The 18,874-nt window shown below is 39.5% G+C and carries 15 protein-coding genes; 5 read left to right on the forward strand and 10 right to left on the reverse strand.

From position 1 onward, the window contains the following. The 5 genes from EHW89_RS07770 to EHW89_RS07790 all read left to right on the forward strand — a co-directional run bounded on the left by EHW89_RS07770 (nucleotide 1) and on the right by EHW89_RS07790 (nucleotide 4,627). Nucleotides 1-1,335: an ATP-binding cassette domain-containing protein gene (locus EHW89_RS07770; protein WP_126467705.1), complete on the forward strand. Its 1,335-nt coding sequence runs from the start codon at nucleotides 1-3 to the stop codon at nucleotides 1,333-1,335. After that, nucleotides 1,332-1,985: an energy-coupling factor transporter transmembrane component T gene (locus EHW89_RS07775; RefSeq protein ID WP_117644755.1), complete on the forward strand. Its 654-nt coding sequence runs from the start codon at nucleotides 1,332-1,334 to the stop codon at nucleotides 1,983-1,985. Before EHW89_RS07770 ends, EHW89_RS07775 begins: the two co-directional genes overlap by 4 nt. 209 nt (nucleotides 1,986-2,194) lie before the next feature. Continuing rightward, nucleotides 2,195-2,821: an alpha/beta fold hydrolase gene (locus tag EHW89_RS07780; RefSeq protein ID WP_022525329.1), complete on the forward strand. Its 627-nt coding sequence runs from the start codon at nucleotides 2,195-2,197 to the stop codon at nucleotides 2,819-2,821. 127 nt (nucleotides 2,822-2,948) lie between these two features. Then, a complete protein-coding gene (locus EHW89_RS07785) occupies nucleotides 2,949-3,857 on the forward strand; it encodes an ATP-binding cassette domain-containing protein (RefSeq protein ID WP_126467707.1) in 909 nt (302 codons plus the stop codon). A gap of 11 nt (nucleotides 3,858-3,868) precedes the next feature. Further along, on the forward strand, nucleotides 3,869-4,627 hold the full coding sequence (locus tag EHW89_RS07790) for an ABC transporter permease (protein WP_126467709.1): 759 nt from the start codon (nucleotides 3,869-3,871) through the stop codon (nucleotides 4,625-4,627). 49 nt (nucleotides 4,628-4,676) lie between these two features. Here EHW89_RS07790 and EHW89_RS07795 read toward each other — a convergent pair whose 3' ends face one another. From EHW89_RS07795 to EHW89_RS07840, 10 genes are all read right to left on the reverse strand, one after another. After that, nucleotides 4,677-5,543, reverse strand: a complete 867-nt coding sequence (locus tag EHW89_RS07795) for a sensor histidine kinase (RefSeq protein WP_126467711.1) — start codon at nucleotides 5,541-5,543, stop codon at nucleotides 4,677-4,679. A 2-nt stretch (nucleotides 5,544-5,545) separates the two neighbouring features. Further along, nucleotides 5,546-6,223: a response regulator transcription factor gene (locus tag EHW89_RS07800; protein WP_126467713.1), complete on the reverse strand. Its 678-nt coding sequence runs from the start codon at nucleotides 6,221-6,223 to the stop codon at nucleotides 5,546-5,548. Nucleotides 6,224-6,422: 199 nt separating this feature from the next. Next, complete coding sequence (locus tag EHW89_RS07805; protein WP_126467715.1) at nucleotides 6,423-7,862, reverse strand: 6-phospho-beta-glucosidase; 1,440 nt, start codon at nucleotides 7,860-7,862, stop codon at nucleotides 6,423-6,425. A gap of 254 nt (nucleotides 7,863-8,116) precedes the next feature. Continuing rightward, a complete protein-coding gene (gene lctO, locus EHW89_RS07810; RefSeq protein ID WP_126467716.1) occupies nucleotides 8,117-9,253 on the reverse strand; it encodes an L-lactate oxidase in 1,137 nt (378 codons plus the stop codon). A 257-nt stretch (nucleotides 9,254-9,510) separates the two neighbouring features. Beyond that, on the reverse strand, nucleotides 9,511-11,316 hold the full coding sequence (gene spxB / locus EHW89_RS07815; protein WP_126467718.1) for a pyruvate oxidase: 1,806 nt from the start codon (nucleotides 11,314-11,316) through the stop codon (nucleotides 9,511-9,513). A gap of 256 nt (nucleotides 11,317-11,572) precedes the next feature. After that, on the reverse strand, nucleotides 11,573-15,172 hold the full coding sequence (gene ldcB / locus EHW89_RS07820) for an LD-carboxypeptidase LdcB/DacB (RefSeq protein WP_126467720.1): 3,600 nt from the start codon (nucleotides 15,170-15,172) through the stop codon (nucleotides 11,573-11,575). Between the two features lie 258 nt (nucleotides 15,173-15,430). Further along, entirely contained in the window at nucleotides 15,431-15,970 is a 540-nt protein-coding gene (locus EHW89_RS07825; protein WP_126467722.1) for an SH3 domain-containing protein, read from the reverse strand. Nucleotides 15,971-16,373: 403 nt separating this feature from the next. Continuing rightward, entirely contained in the window at nucleotides 16,374-17,246 is an 873-nt protein-coding gene (locus tag EHW89_RS07830; protein WP_126467724.1) for a helix-turn-helix domain-containing protein, read from the reverse strand. 147 nt (nucleotides 17,247-17,393) lie between these two features. Further along, nucleotides 17,394-18,026: an SGNH/GDSL hydrolase family protein gene (locus EHW89_RS07835; RefSeq protein ID WP_126467726.1), complete on the reverse strand. Its 633-nt coding sequence runs from the start codon at nucleotides 18,024-18,026 to the stop codon at nucleotides 17,394-17,396. Continuing rightward, nucleotides 18,008-18,856: a Cof-type HAD-IIB family hydrolase gene (locus EHW89_RS07840; RefSeq protein ID WP_126467728.1), complete on the reverse strand. Its 849-nt coding sequence runs from the start codon at nucleotides 18,854-18,856 to the stop codon at nucleotides 18,008-18,010. Before EHW89_RS07840 ends, EHW89_RS07835 begins: the two co-directional genes overlap by 19 nt. Nucleotides 18,857-18,874 lie beyond the last annotated feature (18 nt).

Raw genomic sequence — 18,874 nt, forward strand, 5'->3', positions numbered from 1 at the left:
ATGAAACTAACATTAGAGCACATTTATTTTAGAGATGTCTTTAAAGATTTAACCTTCGCCTTTGAAACAGGGAAAATGACGCTCTTGATTGGCGATACCGGTGCTGGCAAATCAACCCTTTTTCGGATTTTAACAAATTTCAATGAATTAGACTTCGCTGGAGAGGTAAAGTTAGGTCATACATTGCTGTCTCATTTACCGATTCATGAACGAGTTACCTATCTTAGTATGATGTTTCAAAATCCAAGCCGTCAATTCACCATGCCAACTCTTTATGAAGAATTGATTTTTACCTTGGAAAATCTCCAGACACCCGCTGACCAGATTGATGAAAAAATCCAGCATGCGATTGCACTTGGCAAAGTAGAGCACCTGTTTCATCGAGACTTTCTGACCCTATCTGGTGGAGAAAAGCAACAAGTCTCTCTGGCGGTTCTGTTGGCTATGGATTCACAGATTATCCTATTGGACGAGCCTTTTGCTTCTGTCGATCAAGAAGCACGCAAACGCTTGATTCATTTACTAGCAAACTTGACAGAAATGGGGAAAACGGTGATTCTGTGCGACCACGACCGCAGTCTCTATGCTGACTGCGTTGACCACCTTGTTGAATTAAAAAATGGGGAACTTTTTGAACGAGATGTAGCTCTTTTAAAAAAGGAACTCCCAAGCTATCAGCTGGCACGCGAAAATACCCAGCGAAATCCTCTCTTACAATTACAGCACGTTTCCTGTCAATTTGACTCAAAAATACTTTTTACGATTGAGGATTTTACTTTTCAGCAAGGTGTTACGACTCTCATCGGGTCTAACGGTGCCGGTAAATCAACTCTTTTTCGTGCTATTTTGCAATTGCAAAAATACAAAGGCAATATGAATTATCAGGGACAAAAACTCAAGAAAAGCAAACAATTGTACCGCCATATTACTGCCGTTGTCCAAAATGCTGAAAAGCAATTCATTCGGACGACACCTGCAGAAGAATTAAACCTGTCCTCTCTTTCCAGCGAAAACCAAGCAAAGGTACAAGAAGCTTTGGATTTATTTGGCTTAGCAGACAAAATGGATTCCAGCCTTTTTCACTTGAGCGGCGGACAGAAAAAAATCATTCAATTATTGGCTATCTTGACCTTGGAAACTCCTGTCATACTCATGGATGAGCCCTTTACTGGCTTAGATAAAAAAGCCTGTGATTTTTTTGCTAATTGGATTAAGGAAAAAGCTGCACAACAGAGCTTTATTATCATTTCTCATCGTTTGGAGCCCTTGGACGGCATTAGTGATCATTTGGTAGAGCTGACGTCTCACGGGCTGACAGAGAGGAGAGCGCTATGAAAAAAGAAGAAACAAATGTCCTAGCACTCTTGCTCCTTCTCATTGTACTGACGCTAGAAATTTCCTTTATCCGCTCAACATGGCTCAACTGCGCTATTGTCGTAGGAGTACTTGCCCACCTCATTTGCCTAAAGAAATGGTGGGGTATTTTCTGGACACTGCTCTTACCTTTGCTACCAGCACTAGCAAATTACTGGGCTATTCAACTTCACGGAGATAACAGTCAAGCAATAATACTGTTTACCCGATCTTTTGCTTTAGCAGCTCTGGGAATGACCTTTTTATATGGCGTCAATCTCAATCAACTCTTGCGCTACTGGCATCAAAAAGGGCTCCCGAGTCATTTTACCTACGGACTGCTCGTTGTCTTAAACGCTATTCCAGTTATTCAAAAAGAAATCCAAGCTGTTCGCGAAGCCAGTCTTTTGCGAGGCAAAACCTTACATTTCTGGTCGCCAATCTTTTATATCAAAGCAATTTTTATCGCTTTTAACTGGCGTGATTCCTATGTAGAAGCTATGTATGCACACGGCTTTGATGAGACTGTCAAGCGAAGCTATTACCGACATTTAGAAACACCAAAAAGCACCACCCTTGCTTGCTTCTTGATTTTCCTCCTTATCAATCTAACCCTTTTTATCCCAAAGTAGGAATTTGATACAAAAAACACTACAATCAATTTTATTTTTTAGAAGGTCTTTTTATCCATTTAAAGTAGGTCATCGTCTAATTCTATCGCAACACAAGCACCGTCTTTATGCTATAATGATATCAAGTAATCCAATTTATGATAGATTTTAATAGGTTTACTCTTACAATCGTTCCCATCTCTTTTGTTGAAAATAAAAAGGAGTCACTCATGAAAATCATTTTTTTACACGGTCTTGGACAGGATAAACACTCTTGGGATAAAGTCCGTGAACTTCTGCCACAATATGACACCGAGGCTTTAGACCTCTTTTACACAAATAACAACATCATTACAGTCTCTCAGCTAGAACAACACCTTTGTCAGGAACTTCAAGCCATTAACGAACCATTTGTTCTAGTTGGATTGTCTCTCGGTGGAACTCTTGCCTTAAAGGTGGGGCAACAATTCCCTCAGCTCCAAGCACTCGTTTTATCAGGAACTCAATATAAACTAAGCTCCAATCTACTCTATAAACTCCAGCTGCTTATCTTCTCTTGCCTACCAGACTCCCTATTCAAAAAAGAGGGGCTTCATAAAAAATCTTTTGTTGGCCTGTTAAAAGACTTGAAAAATTTAGATTTATCAAGTCAACTAAGTGCAATACAACTTCCCAGCCTCATCATCTGTGGCAGCAAAGATTGGCCTAACCTGCCTTCCTCTAAAAAATTAGCTGCAGCTTTACCACAAGCAGATTTTGTGACACTTTCAGGTGGAAATCATACACTTAACACAGACCATCCTCAAGAAATGGCCACTATGATTGAAAGATTTATCCTACAAAATTGTGAAATCTGAGGTTTTCTCAGATTTTTTAAATTTTAGAAATATTTGAGAATTGCTTGAGACTTATTTGACAAGCATTTTGTATACTAAATAGTGAAAAGAGGGAGAACTCTACGATAGAAAAAATGGAGGTCATGTTATGGAAACTGTTGTAAATGTGAAACACATCAGCAAGAGATTTGGACAACAACTCGCTTTGAATGATGTCAGTCTCACCGTAAAGCAAGGAGAAATTTACGGGCTAATTGGGAAAAATGGAGCTGGTAAGACAACGCTTATCAAAGTGATTACCCAGCTGATTCAGCCCAATAGCGGTACGGTCGCTCTCTTTGGCTCTTCTAATAACTCCGAATGGACGCACGCTCTCAAGCGAGTTGGTTCTGTCATTGAAGCACCCGCTGCTTACAATCACTTGACGGCCTATGAAAACTTAAACTATTGTTGCAAGATACGGCATATCCCAAATGCGGATAAGGTTATCCAAGAAACTCTCTCTTACGTGGGCTTGACCAATACTGGCAAGAAAAAATTCCGAGATTTTTCTCTTGGAATGAAACAGCGCTTGGGCATTGCCATTGCTCTTCTGTCAAAACCAGATTTGATGATTTTGGATGAACCGATTAACGGGCTTGACCCTGTCGGAATCAAAGAATTCCGCCAGTTGGTGCAACGTCTCAATGAAGAATTGAATATGACCTTCATCATTTCCAGTCATATTTTAAGTGAACTATACTTGGTCGCTACAAAATTCGGCATCATTGAAAATGGTCATCTCATCAAAGAAATTACGAAAGTAGAATTTGAAGAAGATAATGAAGATTATATCGTTTTGAAAACAAATAATCTTGCTGAAGCAAGCAAAATTCTTCACGATCAACTAGGCTACCGCCTCAAAGTTGTAAATGCAACAGATGAAATACACATCTTCACTCACTCGCACGAAATCAACAAGATTGTTCAAACGCTAGGGGCAGAGAATGTTACCATTAACGAAATTTACTATGCTCGCCAAGATTTAGAAAAATACTTTACAGATTTGGTAGAATAGGGAGGTTTATCATGTTCCACACAATTCAAGCAGACTTTTATCGTCTTTTTCGTTCAAAAGGTTTTTGGATTACAGAAATCCTTTTTATCATCACACTCTTATTAGGTGTGCTCTACGGTGTTGTGGGAAGTATCGGAGTTCATACAGATACAAAAGCTTTTGAAAAACTGGGTGATAACGGAGGCTGGACTGGCTTTGAGGCTATCACTAAAACCTCTGATAATCTTAGTAATACCATTATTTTTATTATTATCCTTGTTGTTTTATTGATTGGAATTGATCTCACTCAGAAATTATATAAAAATTCTATTACTAGTGGTATTTCACGGGCAGAATTCTATTTATCTAAATTCCTTGTTCTGGCAAGTCTCATCGTACTTCAATTGATTCTAACCTATTCCTCATTTATTCCAGCTACGCTCATCAATGGCATGGGAACCGCACCCAAACATTTTCTTTCTAATTTTTTCATTACGATAGGGGTTCAATTTATTTGTACCCTAGCTTGGGTTAGCCTTGTTTCTTTCGTACTGTATGCTACCAACTCTATTATAGCTGCTATTTTCACTTATTTGATCGGTGTTTCCCTGCTAAGTCTGCCAACTGTCTTTTATCCAGATATTGACTGGTTGAAATACTTGAACATGCAATTCTATTTTGACATGGTTTCTAAACAGGATATGGTATTCAAAACCATAACCATCGCTCTTCTCATCACACTTCTTTTTACATTTAGTGGTATACAGGTATTTAAAAGAAAAGATTTATAACAAAAGAAAACAGCTAGTCAAAGATTAGCTGTTTTTCTGTATAAAATATTCACAAACGGACAAGCAATTCAAACCAATTTCCTTTAGCTTTCATGGTTAAATCACCGCCAAGAATATCTACTAGTTGTTGAGTGATATAAAGTCCTAAACCAGAAGATTCTTCCGTGTTAGAGAGGTTTTCAGAATAAAAGCGATTGGTCAATTTTTCCAAATGTTGAATGGGCTGACAGACAATGTTTTTTACACTTAAATGAATAGCCACATCTTTTCGGATTAAAGACAGCTGAGCAGTTTCCTTTCCATGATTGAGGACATTACTCAGCATATTTTGGACAATCCGCTCCAAAATTTCTGGGTCTGACTCTATCATTAAACTCTCCTGCAAATTCACTTGCAGTTCAATTCCTTGCTTTTGAAAGGCATCATAAAAAGGAAGCATTTGCTTTGCAATCAGCTTGGAAATATCTATTTGTCGAAACTGTGGTCGAACTACACCTTCCATAAGACGGCGGTATTCCATGAGCGCTTCTAAACGATTGGAAACAACGGACAGATTGGTCGCAATTTTCAATAGCTGCTCGTTTCTTTCTTTTCCCTTTATAAGCTGTTGGGTGTAGCCACTAGCAATGGTCAAGGGTGTGCGAATATCATGAGCAATATTGCTAATGGCCATATCCAAGGTTTTCTTTTCCTGACGAGCGATAAAACGTGTCTGCTCTACTTCTTGAAAGAGCTTTTCAACTTCATTTGCCAACTCAACAATCGTTTGACTGTGATTTTGAGGTGCCAAACGAATTTGAGCACCAGTTTCTCGTTTCTCACGAATCTGCTGTGAAAAATTACGAACCGCAACATGATAACGCACGAGCAAGACCCCGAGCAGACCGATGAACATAATTAGTATAAATTCAAGCATTCTCAGTCCTCCTTAAGCCGTACACCCAGTCCCCAAATCGTTTCGATATATTCTTCCGAATCATCTACTTGTGCCAATTTCTTACGAAGATTGCTTAGATGAGTGTTGAGCGTATTATCTCCCGGAAAATATGCCTCTTCCCAAATCAACTCAAACAGTTCTTCTTTTGTGTAAATTTTCTTCGAATGATGAAGCAAGGTTTGAAGTATCTGATACTCCTTCTTCCCCAAACGAACTCGCTTCTCTCCATTGACTACTTCAAATGTATCTGGTGAAAGACGGATATTTTTTATCCCTTGAATTTCTGTTGCTTGCTCTTGTGAAAGGTGGTTGCGCAGCTGCACTGTCACACGCGCAAAAAGCTCGTCCAGATCGAACGGTTTGACGATGTAATCATTCGCGCCGTCCAGCAGATACCGACTAACCAGCGGTTTCTCACCCAAAGCTGTCAGCATGACCACTGGAATCTGACTGCTTTTGCGAATTTCTGCCAAGACCTGATCACCGTTTTTCCCTGGCAACATAATGTCCAGCAGCACCAAATCAATCTTTTCCTGCGCAAAAACCACCAACCCTTCCGTTCCAGAATATGCTGAAAAAACTCTATGTTCAGCTTGAAACAAATCTTTTAAAATATCATGAATATCGTTGTTATCTTCGATGATTAAAATATTGGCCATATTACGTCCATTCCAACAAAATCTCTTATCCATAGTGTAACAAGGAAAAAGACGGAAGTCAACGGAAAGCAAAAAAGAGAGTGGGATGACGAAATCAAGTTTCTACGAAGCTACTGATTTCTGCCCCACTCTCACCGAATTCTTGAAATAAGAGAGCCGATTAAAATGATTTTAAATTTTGTCTCACGCCCCAATTGCTCTATTTCACACTTGCCCCATTAGTCGCAATGACTTCCTTATACCAGTCAAAGGATTTTTTCTTGGAGCGTTTGAGTGTGCCGTTTCCATCGTTGTCACGGTCTACATAGATGAAGCCATAGCGTTTTTTCATCTCACCGGTTCCAGCGGAAACGAGGTCAATGCAGCCCCAAGTGGTGTATCCTAAAAGTTCTACGCCGTCTACATTAATCGCATCGCGCATAGCCTTGATATGGGCTGCTAGATAGTCAATACGGTAGTCATCTTCGACATAGCCATTTTCATCTGGCGTATCAACTGCTCCCAGCCCGTTTTCCACGATAAACATCGGCTTTTGATAGCGATCCCAGATGACGTTAAGGGTAATTCGCAAGCCCAGCGGATCAATCTGCCAGCCCCACTCAGAAGCTTCTAGGTAAGGATTCTTAAGCGAGGCAAAGATATTTCCGGCAGTTTTTTCATTGACCTTTGGATCACCAGAAGCCACACGGCTAGAATAATAAGAGAAGGAAATAAAATCCACCGTATAGGTCTTGAGCAAGTCTAGGTCTTCTTTTGTCATTTCAACCTCAATACCCAAACGCTCCCATTTCTTCTTGGCATAGTTTGGATATTCTCCTCTGGACTGGACATCGATGAAGAAATAGCTTTCCCGATCTTCCTGCAAAGCTGCCCAGTAATCTGCCGGATTGGCTGTATTTGGATAATACTGACCAGCTGCCAGCATGCAGCCAACCTTGTTTTCAGGGTCGATCTCGTGTGCCAACTTGGTCGCAATAGCTGACGCTACCAATTCATGATGAGCTGCTTGGTATTTGACCTGCTCTTCATTTTCCCCTTCTTCAAAGTAAAGTCCTGCTCCCATAAACGGTGCATGGAGAATCATATTGATTTCATTGAAAGTCAGCCAGTATTTGACTAGCCCCTTGTAGCGGGTAAAAAGAGTGTGGCAGAGACGCTCGTAAAATTCCAGCATTTTGCGGCTGCGCCAGCCTCCGTATTCCTCAATCAAGTGCATAGGACAGTCAAAGTGGGTGATGGTCACCAGAGGCTCGATGCCATACTTATGGCATTCCTTAAAGAGGTCTTCGTAAAATTTCAAGCCTGCTTCGTTGGGCTCCAGCTCATCTCCCTTTGGAAAAATCCGAGACCAGGCGATAGAGAGTCGATAAGTCTTAAAGCCCATTTCGCCAAAAAGCGCAATATCTTCTTTAAAATGATGATACATATCAATGGACTCTTTTGCCGGATAGAAATAGCCTTCCTCAAAGTCAAACATCTTTTTCTTACCAGCAATAATCGGGAAACGATCCGCACCAATCGGCACCACATCGACATTGGCAAGACCTCTACCATCAACATCATAGGCCCCTTCACATTGGTTGGCAGCGGTCGCTCCGCCCCATAAAAATCCATCTGGAAAAGTCAATTTTTCTGTCATTTTTTCCTCCTTATAATATAAAACGTTTTCTACACTTTATATTATAACAAACAAAGAAGAAGTTTTCTTATAAAATACTGTCAAATAGTGATACTATTCTATTTTCCAAGTACATTAACGACTTTTGCTAACTTTTGTCATTTAGAACTGAACATTTTTATTAAAATCGGGTATCTGACTTCATTTCTCTATCGCTTAGCATAACAAAACTCCCTTTGAAACGCCAAAGAGAGTTGGATGATAATTTATCCATTTTAGTACAATTTCAAATCCCGTGGGTCTACTGGGAAAGTTGGATTATAAGGATTATGACGAAGTTTGAAGTGTTTTACTTCTTCAATCGTTTGGGTACCAGATAATTGCATCACTGTTTTTAATTCATCATTGATATGCTCAAAGACTTGGTGGACACCCACACTACCACCAAGAGCTAGACCATAAATCACAGGTCGCCCAATAGCCACTAAATCTGCCCCAGAAGCGAGCGCCTTAAAGACATGCTGACCACGACGGACACCTGAATCAAAGACAATTGGTACACGTTTATCAACTGTTTCAGCCACTTCTTGCAATGAATCGAAAGCTGCCGGGCCGCCGTCAATTTGCCGCCCACCGTGGTTGGTTACCCAAATACCAGAAGCACCGGCATCAAGCGAGCGCTCTACATCTTCACGGCATTGTGGACCCTTGACATAGACAGGAAGGTCTGAGTAAGATGCGATAAATTCCACATCACGAGGGGATAATTTTTGCTTAGCTGATTTGTAAACGAAGTCCATTGTCTTGCCTGCACCATCAGGAAGGTATTCTTCTACAATCGGCATGCCAACTGGAAAAACAAAGCCATTGCGTTTGTCCACTTCACGGTTGCCCCCAACAGTCGCATCCGCTGTCAAAACAATTGCTTTATACCCTTCTGCTTTAACCCGATCCATGATATGACGGTTAATGTCATCATCTTTACTAAAGTAGAACTGGAACCAATGTGGTGTTCCTTGAAGAGCTTGCGAAATTTCTGGAAGATCGACCGTTGAATAAGAGCTTGTGGTGTAGAGAGAACCAAATTCATGCACACCTTTTGCTGAAGCCACTTCTCCTTGTACATTCGCCAGCTTATGAGCCGCTACCGGAGCTAGAATAATTGGAGACGATAGTTTATCTCCGTCAAATTCAATCTCTGTACTTGGATTTTCCACATTTCGAAGCGTATGAGGCACAATTAGCTTATGGTTAAAGGCACGAATATTTTCCCGCAGAGTAAAAGTATCTTCGGCTCCACTTGCGATATAGCCAAATGCAGCTTTGGGAATGACCTTCTGAGCCATGGGCTCTAAATCATAAGTGTTAATGAAATCAACTGGGCCTTCAGCACTACTAGTTTGGTAAGACATAATGTTTCCTCCTGTCTAATGCATATCTGCAGAGAAAGTCAGATTGAACTTTCGATAAGCAAGCGCTTTCATTTTTTCGAAACAAAAAATTCAATCAGTCTATCTAACAGATCAGAATAATAAGAATTTGTATAAAATTTATACCAATTTAATGAAGTGAAACAGCTTCTGCAATTTATAGTAGAGTTAGAGAGGGATGCCCTCCCGCTCTAACTACTATAAATAGTCGTAAAAATTAAGATAAGCTGTGGCTCACGTTATGGCTTGACACCATATTCTTTGAAATAAGCTGTAATAGGTCGCAGCTCTTGCCCATCATAAGCCGCAAAGAATTCTTCTGGACTCATTTGACCATGTGTTTCTTGATAACCAGCAGAAATTTTTTCTACAAAGTCACCATCAACAATATCCAATTCCAATTCTTCCACAGGGATACCACGTTTGTCTGTGATTTTAGCATCAATCAAAACAGGCTTTCCAGATTTTGAAACTTCAAGCGCGCGGTCAAATGCAGCTGGCAATTCCTCTAAAGTTTTAACTGTTATTCCCTCTACTCCCATTCCTTCTGCAACTTTCGCAAAATCTACTTCGTAGAGGTCTACGCCTGAAAAGTTCATGACCAGATCTTCCTGTTCAGACTTGATAAAGTTGAGTGAATTGTTAGAAGTGATAATATTGATAATTGGCAACTGGTATTTGACTTGGGTCGTCAGATCCTGCATTACCATTGAAAACGCACCATCTCCAGCAATATTGAAAACTTGGCGATTTGGAAAAGCAAATTGACCTGCGATAGAAGCTGGTACACCATAACCCATGGTGGCAAAAAGAGCGGAGATGGTCCATTTCTTCTCTGATGTAAAGTTTAAGAAGCGGAAGCTATTGATAATATTGTCCCCAACATCAATACCATAGACAGCATTGGCATCTGAAATGCGGTTGATTTCGCGATAAACTTGTTCAAACTCTAGTGGTCCGTCTGCTTTTTGCATTAAACGTTCCAGATAAGCTTTCCAATCTTTCATAGCTGCCACACTTGCTTGATAAAATGGTTGCGGAGCGACCGCTTCACTACGTTCCAAGGCTTTTTTCAGAAAACTTCCAGAATCTGATAAAATTCCTAAATCCAAGTAGTGATGACGACCAAAATTAGCAGCATCAATATCAATAGAAACAAACTTAAAATCATGAGAACGATAAACTAAGTTAGCAAATGGGAAGTTTGTCCCAAGAGCAATCACCAGATCAGCTGCCGCAAAAGCTTCATCACCAACCTTAGAGGCGGCACGATTCAATGTTCCTAAGTTGGCTTCAAAGTCATCTGGAATTTTGCCCTTAGCCAGACCCGCTACAGCAATCGGAATTTGCAATTTTTGAGACAGTTCTATCAATAACTGCGCATTGTTCCCGATACCAGAACCCACATGAAAAATAGGACGCTTAGCTGCTTTTACTAGTTCAAGAAATTGATCCACTTCGGCATCCGTTGCTTGGGGCAGCGGTAAGTTTTTTTCTGCTGTATGAGAAGCATAATCTACATCTGGAATTTCTACATAACCAAAGTTATTTGGCATGATAACAACAGCTACACCATTATGTTTATAAGCCTCACGAATCGCTTTATCAACAACATAAGGGAGACTTTCTGGTGTCATAACCACTCGGTTGTAAACCGCAACATCACTAAACATCGGTAATTCAGAAAACTCTTGGAAATAATCATAGTTCATGTTTGTGCTAGGCACTTGACCGACCAAAGCTAAAACCGGAGCATGATCTTCCCGCGCATCGTACAAGCCATTTAAAAGATTGACAGCACCAGGACCAGCAGACCCAAGAGTTACGCCTATTTTTCCAGTCAATTTAGCATGAGCTGCAGCTGCAAGAGCTCCAACTTGTTCGTGACGAACTTGAACAAAGTGAAGGTTTTCCTTTTCCAGATCCAGCGCATTCATAGTTGAATTGACAGAACCACCAGGGTAACCGTAAACATTTTCCACACCCCATGCTTCCAATACACGAAGCATAGCAACAGCAGCAGGCACTGTTTTCACATTAGACATAATAATCCTCCATCTCAGAGAATGGAATTGCAATTTCAAAATCTGTTTTTTAGTTACGGTAATATCATAATACTTTTTGAATTCGTTTACAAAAAATTTGCTCACAGATTTTCACAATCTCAGAAAATATCAAAAAGCTTATACACAACACCATTTCCTTTTATGCTTTATCTAAGTTTGTGACATAATAAACAATGCTTTTCAAATATAAAAAAACACCTACGGATTCTCAACCGTAGATGTTGTAAAGTTTGAATTAAGCAACAGCAATATACCGTCTCTTTCCGCTAAAAGCAATGTAAGAAATCCATGTCGCACCATCTGCATTCAAAACCTTATCATAAGTGACCGATTGCCCGGCATCATAATAAGCCAATTCAGGAGCTGACATTCTAGCTTCTGCTTTGATAGAGGAGCGTTTTGTAAAACGATATACACCTTGAGCAGGGATAGAGGGTGTTTGGGGAGACGGAGTCGTTGGTTTTGACGGGGTTACTGATGAAGCGTAATCTCCACCTTCAAAGCCATAATATTCCTCTAAACTCAAACCAGAATGATAAACTTCATCAGCTTCCTTACCGATGTAACGAATATGCCATGCTTCTGGCATGTATCCTGTCGAAGCTTCTTTCCCTGGTTGGTAACGGACTACAAAACCGTAGCGATGTGCATTGTTCTTCAACCAATTACTTGCAGCAGTATCCTCTAAAAGATTGCCCGCTTTATCCGTTAAATCAAAGACAAGACCTGTTTGGTGCTCACTATAACCGGGGCGTGCAGAGTAACGATCCGCAGCAGCTTGTCCATCTTTATTCACATAATTTTGATACAAAACTTTTTGATAATCATAAGTTCTGAAGCCACTATAAGCGTATCCAACATTATAGCCTTTCGCAATCATATCATTTCTTAATCGAAGGAAAGCAGCTTTTGCAGTTAGATTTTCACCAGGATTGTAGTTAGCAGCCATCGGATGCTTTTTATTTGCTACTACAATTTCATCATATTTACCTTGGATAAAGTAGTAAGAGCCATTATATCGTACTTCTTTTGCACCCGTTTGAGAGCCTTCCACCTTGGTCGTTGTACCCGTTATACCTTGCAAGCTACCGTCTGACTGAATGTAATACATGTGAATGTTGTACTCGCCACGATTGTTTTTATGGCGGCGAATATCCACACTCAACTTGTAAGTGCCGTCTGTTTGCTTGGCTGCATCGTACCAGATCACATCATCTTGACCGCCTTGACTAGACCAAACAGGCAACTTCACTGTCTTCACACCCTTGGTGGAGCTGACATTCGTTACCACCACATCAAAGCCTTGCGAGGTCTTATTTTCAATGTGAATCGTGCCAGTCACACTATATTTAGGCTCTTCCACCTTGGTAGTGGTACCCGTCACACCTTGTAAGCTGCCATCTGACTGAACGTAATACATGTGCACATTATAGTCACCGTAGTTATTCTTATGACGACGAATGTCCACACTCAACTTATAGGTGCCATCTGTTTGCTTAACTGCATCGTACCAGATTACATCATCTTGACCGCCTTGGCTAGACCAAATAGGCAACTTCACTGTCTTCACACCCTTGGTGGAGCTGACATTCGTTACCACCACATCAAAGCCTTGCGAGGTCTTATTTTCAATGTGAATCGTGCCAGTCACCTGAACAGGTTTGGGAGCTTCTTCATTTGTTAAGGTTGCAATTGGGATATAGCGACGTGTTCCACTGTAGCTAACATAACTAATCCATCGATGATGATCTGCGTCCAATACCTTATCATAGCGAATCCGTTCTCCTTTTGCAAAGGTAAATTCAGTCTTAGCCGTCATTGTGGGACTATTTTTGACTTCAACTTCCTTTTTAAAAGTATAAACTCCTTGAGACGGAATGGATTCTCTTGCAGAACTTGGTGCCACTACGGTTGTCTTGGTACCGCTAACACCTCTTACTTTGCCATTTGATTCAATGTAGTAAAGGTGAATATTATATTCGCCATATTCCCCCTTGTGCTTATCAATATTGACAGAAACTTTATAATTTCCATCACTTTGCTTAGTGGCATCATACCAAATAATATCGTCTTGACCGCCCTTATCTGTCCAGATAGGAACTTTCACTCTAGAAATTCCATTGCTGTCTGACGCATTTGTAATCAGGACATCAAAGCCTTGAGATGTCTTATTTTGAATGTTAATGGTGCCAGTCACACTATATTTTGGCTCTTCCACCTTAGTCGTGGTACCCGTTACACCTTGCAAGCTACCATCTGACTGAACGTAATACATGTGAATGTTGTATTCGCCTCGATTATTTTTATGGCGACGAATATCCACACTCAACTTGTAGGTGCCGTCTATTTGCTTGGCTGCATCGTACCAGATGATGTCATCTTGACCGCCTTGACTGGACCAAACAGGCAGCTTCACTGTCTTCACGCCTTTGGTGGAGCTAACATCTGTCACTACCACATCAAAACCTTGCGAAGTCTTATTTTCAATGTGAATCGTGCCGGTCACACTATATTTAGGTTCTTCCACCTTAGTCGTGGTACCCGTCACACCTTGCAAGCTGCCGTCTGACTGAACGTAATACATGTGCACATTATAGTCACCGTAGTTATTCTTATGACGACGAATGTCCACACTCAATTTATAAGTGCCGTCATTTTGCTTAGTGGCATCGTACCAGATGATGTCATCTTGACCGCCTTGGCTAGACCAAATAGGCAACTTCACCGTCTTCACACCCTTGGTCGAGTTGACATTCGTCACCACCACATCAAAGCCTTGCGAGGTCTTATTTTCAATGTGAATCGTACCTGTCACTTGACTTTGAGCTGGTCTTTGAGGTGCTGGCTGAGCTAACTTTGTAACAGCTGCATAACGACGCATTCCACTATAAGAAATATAGCTAATCCATTGATAACCATCATTTTCCAGCACTTTATCATAGTTAACGCTATCGCCTCTATTAAAAGTAAATTGTGTCGGAGCTGACCATTTGGCTTCATTCTTAACCTCTGTCGTTCTAGAGAAAGCATATCTTCCTCTAGAAGGGAGAGTTCCTGTTGAAGAAAGTGTTGGTTTCACTGGTTGTTGAGGTTCAGATTGAACCAGCTTGTTAATAGCCGCATAGCGACGAGCTCCACTATAAGAGCGGTAACTTAGCCATTGGTATCCATCTGCAATCAAAACTTGGTCGTAAAAAACGCGATCCCCCGCATTCACATAAAATTGCAATGCTGCACTTGCTTTTGGTTCATTCTTCACTTCCGTACGTTTCGTATAAGTGTAATAGCCCTGACTTGGTAAAGAAGGTACACTTTGCGCTACTTTGGATTCTGCCAGACGAGCTTGTTGTGCTGGTTGCGTTTTATCCATCAATTTCGCAACATCAATTTCTTCTTTCCCTGCTTCTTTTTCGACAGGACTCTTTTCAATTTTTGCAGTTGTTGAAGGGGTAGCTGTGTCTGTTGTTGCATCAACAGATGAATTTGTTGTTTCGTCTTCTGTCTGTGTCGCTGCATCAACAGTCGTTGGTTGAGAAGGTGTCGTCTCTGTAGCTACAGAAACAGCTTTATCTGCTGATGAGCTAGCTGGCGCAGTTGTTGTCTGAGTCGCTGCTGGTCGAGAAGATACATCAGTTGATTCCGTTGTATTTTGAGTCTTATTTGCTGTGCCAACTTGAGCCGCTTCAGGTATTGTCCCAGTCGTGGCTTGTTCATCAGCTGACACGGTTTGACCGCCCATAAAGAGGACACATCCAATCAAAACAGAAGCCGCACCGCACGAATATTTACGAATGGAAAAACGTTGTTCTTCGTGACCAAACATTCTTTTTTTCATCACTTGTCCTACTTTCTAATTTATGTTTATCATCTTAATTTCTATAAAAGGTATGTGCATTGGCATTTTCATCTTGCCCAATCAAAATACGATCTGTATTAGAGACATTTCCTGTAATAGGATCAGCTATGCCTGCAGGAATCCTTAAATTCCAAAATCATTATACAACTTTGTTTTGTAAAAATTAACACATTTTATAAATGTTTGTAATTTATTTGTAATATTTCTCTTGTCCAAGAAAAAAGGTTAACAATATCTTTAATGTTTTACATCTGAATAGGCTATGTAGTAACGCTTAGACTCTGTTCCATTAGAAACTACAAAACTATACCAATTTTCACCGTTTTCAAAAACATACTGATCCCAATCAACATTTCCTTTAGGATAAGTATAAGCAACTTCGCTTGATTTATCTGGTGAAGCATAAACTGGCGTGTCTTGGTACAGTTCAAGAGTTCCAGAGGTCACTTGAGCACCTCCTCCTTGAGATTGAACAATTGAAGGAGTCGAAGATTGCTGACTACTTGCACTATTTTGGCTATTTGAATTACTAATCTCTGATGATTGAGCATTTGTAACCGAATTGTCTTGCTCTTTATCAGTTGTTTTATTATCATTAGTAGACGTTTTGTTATTTTGAGAAGCTTTTGTCTTTTTAGAGCTACTACTTTTTGTTGTTTTCGTTGTTTTTACTGAATGTCCATTTGTCCCACTTTTGACTTCGTTTTTATGACAAGCACCAAGTAAGAGCATAGAGCACAACATGGTTACACTTGCTAATTTATATGATTTTTTCATTGTATTTCCTTTCTTTTTCAGGAATCTTTAAATTCCAAAGTCATTATATAACTTTGTTTTGTAAAAATCAACATATTTTAGAAATATTTGTAATTTGTTTGTAATAATTACCTTGTTCTCATATTCATGATAAAAACAACAAAATTTTGATAACATTTTTTATGTTTTTCACAGAGTTTAATCTCCTTTCTAGGTACACATTATATACCTTTGAATAAACTATCTCAATAGATTTTTATAAAAATAGTTATTTTTTTTGTAATTATAACTATAATCATTTAGCGTGTTCAGATATATTCCTCTAGTTTTAATGTAGCAGTTTCAAAAATAAAACACGAATAAAATTATCCCCATAAGCAACTGGACATAAGATTATTCGTGTTTTCTATATTTTATCTCTAACTTACACTTTTTGAAAATTATCACGAAGATACTTTTCAAGCGTTAATGCCATTTTTTCATTACCGCTTAGTTTATATAATACTTGCGAAATTGTAAAATATTGTTTTACAATACTTTGACTAGAAAAATCCTCGCTAATATTCGCTAATATACAGTATAAATCTGCTAATAAATAACTACAACTGTATTTATTACATTTTTCAATAACATCAAGCGTTTCCTCTATCCCCTTCTCAATCTGGGAGCTTTTCCAAAGATATCGGCAAAAATTATATCTAATTTTAATATAAATTTTCAGCTCTATTATATGAGTAAAATCAATACTTTGAAGTTTAGGTAGTACTGCTTGATAACATTTTTCAAATTCATTATTATTTTTTTCTTCTAAAAAGAAATTAAGCAAGGTATTAGAGATACGAAGGTACATTAACTCATCTTTACTTAATCGCACAAGCATTTGTTCTAATTTTTTAATAGCCTCTTCTCTTTTATTATCACAATGAAATGAAACAATTGCCCCTATCCATTCAAGATAATTTTGGTCTGATAGTGGCAATCTATGTTGTTTATCAATTTCTAAACTGTATAAATATTTTAATGAATCATACTCACGCTTTACTAGAAAGGATTCTACCAGCTCTTTGAATTGTACCAACTTAGATGTCTCACCAAGTACACTATCATCAAAAAAATAGTTCATTGGTACATTCATTTTTTTGGATAATGAATATAAAAGATCCGAACCAGGCATATACTTGCCTTTTTCCATTCTACTAATCTGACCTTGCTCACATACCCCTTCTGATAATTCTTTTTGGGATAACCCTAATTCCAATCGCTTACTTTTTAATCTTGTAGCTAATAATGTACTCATACTATTCCTTCAACATTTTATAATTATTTTTCATTATATCATATGAGTTAAAGTATATAAAATTAAATTTTTATGACAATAATAATTTTTTGATATTATCCCCATTAAAACGAGTTCAAAATTGCTAATCTATAGTTGACCCAAAAATTACAACTGCATAGCTATTCGCCCTGCCAGCACTTGATAGCCTGCGACCGTCAAATGCAGCCCGTCAGTGGTAAATGCTTCTTTTAATTGTCCTGTTTCGTCTAGTAGGTCGTCATAGACATTTACAAAGGTCACATTCATATAAGCAGAAGCTAACTCTTGATAAGCATGATTGAGAACTTGAATTTTTTGATTGTTTCTGCGATGAACGCGTTTTTTGTAAGTAGCGGTTTCATTGACTGGTAGGACAGATAAAAGGCAAACTTCTGCAAGAGGATAATTCCTAGTAATCGTTTGGATGATGCTTTCCACATTTTTTACCGTTTCTTGCTGGAGGATTTCCTTGCCAATATCATTGGTGCCGATGAGGAGAAAGACCTTATCAACTGCCTCCCCAAATAAAAGAGATTCTAAATGCTCTAGCAACAAATCGGATCTATACCCTCGAATTCCACGGTTTATTAGTGTTTTTGACGTTTTTAACAACTCGTGTAAGGGAAAATATTCTACGATAGAATCTCCCAGAAAAAGTACATCGGGATCTTTGACGGATATACGATTCAAATCGTGGTACTTTTGTCTGATCTGCTCTTGCTCATTTAACAACCATTCTTCTAATAGTTGGACAGCCATTGACTCTCTCCTTTGCTCAAATAGTTCTCTAATACTGTCAGGACGCCCGCCTCTGTATTTGCTGGTGCAAGGTGATTGGCAACTGCCTTGGTTTTAGGATCCGCATTCTCCATGGCATAGGAAACCCCAGCTAATTGCAGCATTTCAATGTCATTTTCACTATCTCCAAAGGCCATGATTTCCTGCTCTTGAATTTCCCATTTTTGCATCAATTGCTCTAACCCCCAAGCTTTATGGATCCCTTTTTGCAAAATGTCAATCGCTCCATAGCCGCTTGTGACCGCATTTAATGTGTCTGCAAAATCCTGATTGAGCTGTCGAGTAGCCTGAACTGCTACTTGCTCGTTTACCACCATACTCATTTTCAGAACTTGCGGAAAATCGTCTGGACGTAATGTTTCGACAAAGTTTATCTTTCGGTAAAATTCTTGTGCCATTTCTGCTGTCATGACTTTTTCAATCATAGGGAAAATCGTTCCCGTTTTGACAAAAGCGCCATTTTCAGCTGTGACAACGAGGTGCACATCACGTTCTCTCCCTTCAAAGTAAGACAAGATTTGTGCCACTAGGTCTGGAGACCAACATGTGCCCAGCAGTATCTCGTTTTTATCAAAAATCCGCGCACCATTTGCAGCAATCAAGGTCACGCGCTCCAGCAAATCACCAAATAACAAGCGCATTCGGTGAATTTCATTGCCCGTTGCCACCACAAACCGCATTCCCCGTTTATCTAGCTCATCCAATATATTTTTCAACCGATCGCGATCGAATTCTCCTTTTTCATCTAAGAGCGTGCCATCCATATCAGTCACAATCATCTTAATTGGCATGTTATCACCTCTAACAAT

It is taken from the genome of Streptococcus periodonticum, from assembly GCF_003963555.1.
GTDB classification, from domain to species: Bacteria; Bacillota; Bacilli; order Lactobacillales; family Streptococcaceae; genus Streptococcus; species Streptococcus anginosus.

Bases quoted from the DNA above. Each gene is read 5' to 3' on its own strand.
- EHW89_RS07835 (WP_126467726.1), bottom strand. From the start codon at position 18,026: ATGGCTGTCCAACTATTAGAAGAATGGTTGTTAAATGAGCAAGAGCAG.
- EHW89_RS07770 (WP_126467705.1), top strand. From the start codon at position 1: ATGAAACTAACATTAGAGCACATTTATTTTAGAGATGTCTTTAAAGAT.
- EHW89_RS07805 (WP_126467715.1), bottom strand. From the start codon at position 7,862: ATGACAGAAAAATTGACTTTTCCAGATGGATTTTTATGGGGCGGAGCG.
- ldcB (WP_126467720.1), bottom strand. From the start codon at position 15,172: ATGAAAAAAAGAATGTTTGGTCACGAAGAACAACGTTTTTCCATTCGT.
- EHW89_RS07825 (WP_126467722.1), bottom strand. From the start codon at position 15,970: ATGAAAAAATCATATAAATTAGCAAGTGTAACCATGTTGTGCTCTATG.
- EHW89_RS07775 (WP_117644755.1), top strand. From the start codon at position 1,332: ATGAAAAAAGAAGAAACAAATGTCCTAGCACTCTTGCTCCTTCTCATT.
- spxB (WP_126467718.1), bottom strand. From the start codon at position 11,316: ATGTCTAATGTGAAAACAGTGCCTGCTGCTGTTGCTATGCTTCGTGTA.
- EHW89_RS07790 (WP_126467709.1), top strand. From the start codon at position 3,869: ATGTTCCACACAATTCAAGCAGACTTTTATCGTCTTTTTCGTTCAAAA.
- lctO (WP_126467716.1), bottom strand. From the start codon at position 9,253: ATGTCTTACCAAACTAGTAGTGCTGAAGGCCCAGTTGATTTCATTAAC.
- EHW89_RS07795 (WP_126467711.1), bottom strand. From the start codon at position 5,543: ATGCTTGAATTTATACTAATTATGTTCATCGGTCTGCTCGGGGTCTTG.
- EHW89_RS07800 (WP_126467713.1), bottom strand. From the start codon at position 6,223: ATGGCCAATATTTTAATCATCGAAGATAACAACGATATTCATGATATT.
- EHW89_RS07780 (WP_022525329.1), top strand. From the start codon at position 2,195: ATGAAAATCATTTTTTTACACGGTCTTGGACAGGATAAACACTCTTGG.
- EHW89_RS07840 (WP_126467728.1), bottom strand. From the start codon at position 18,856: ATGCCAATTAAGATGATTGTGACTGATATGGATGGCACGCTCTTAGAT.
- EHW89_RS07830 (WP_126467724.1), bottom strand. From the start codon at position 17,246: ATGAGTACATTATTAGCTACAAGATTAAAAAGTAAGCGATTGGAATTA.
- EHW89_RS07785 (WP_126467707.1), top strand. From the start codon at position 2,949: ATGGAAACTGTTGTAAATGTGAAACACATCAGCAAGAGATTTGGACAA.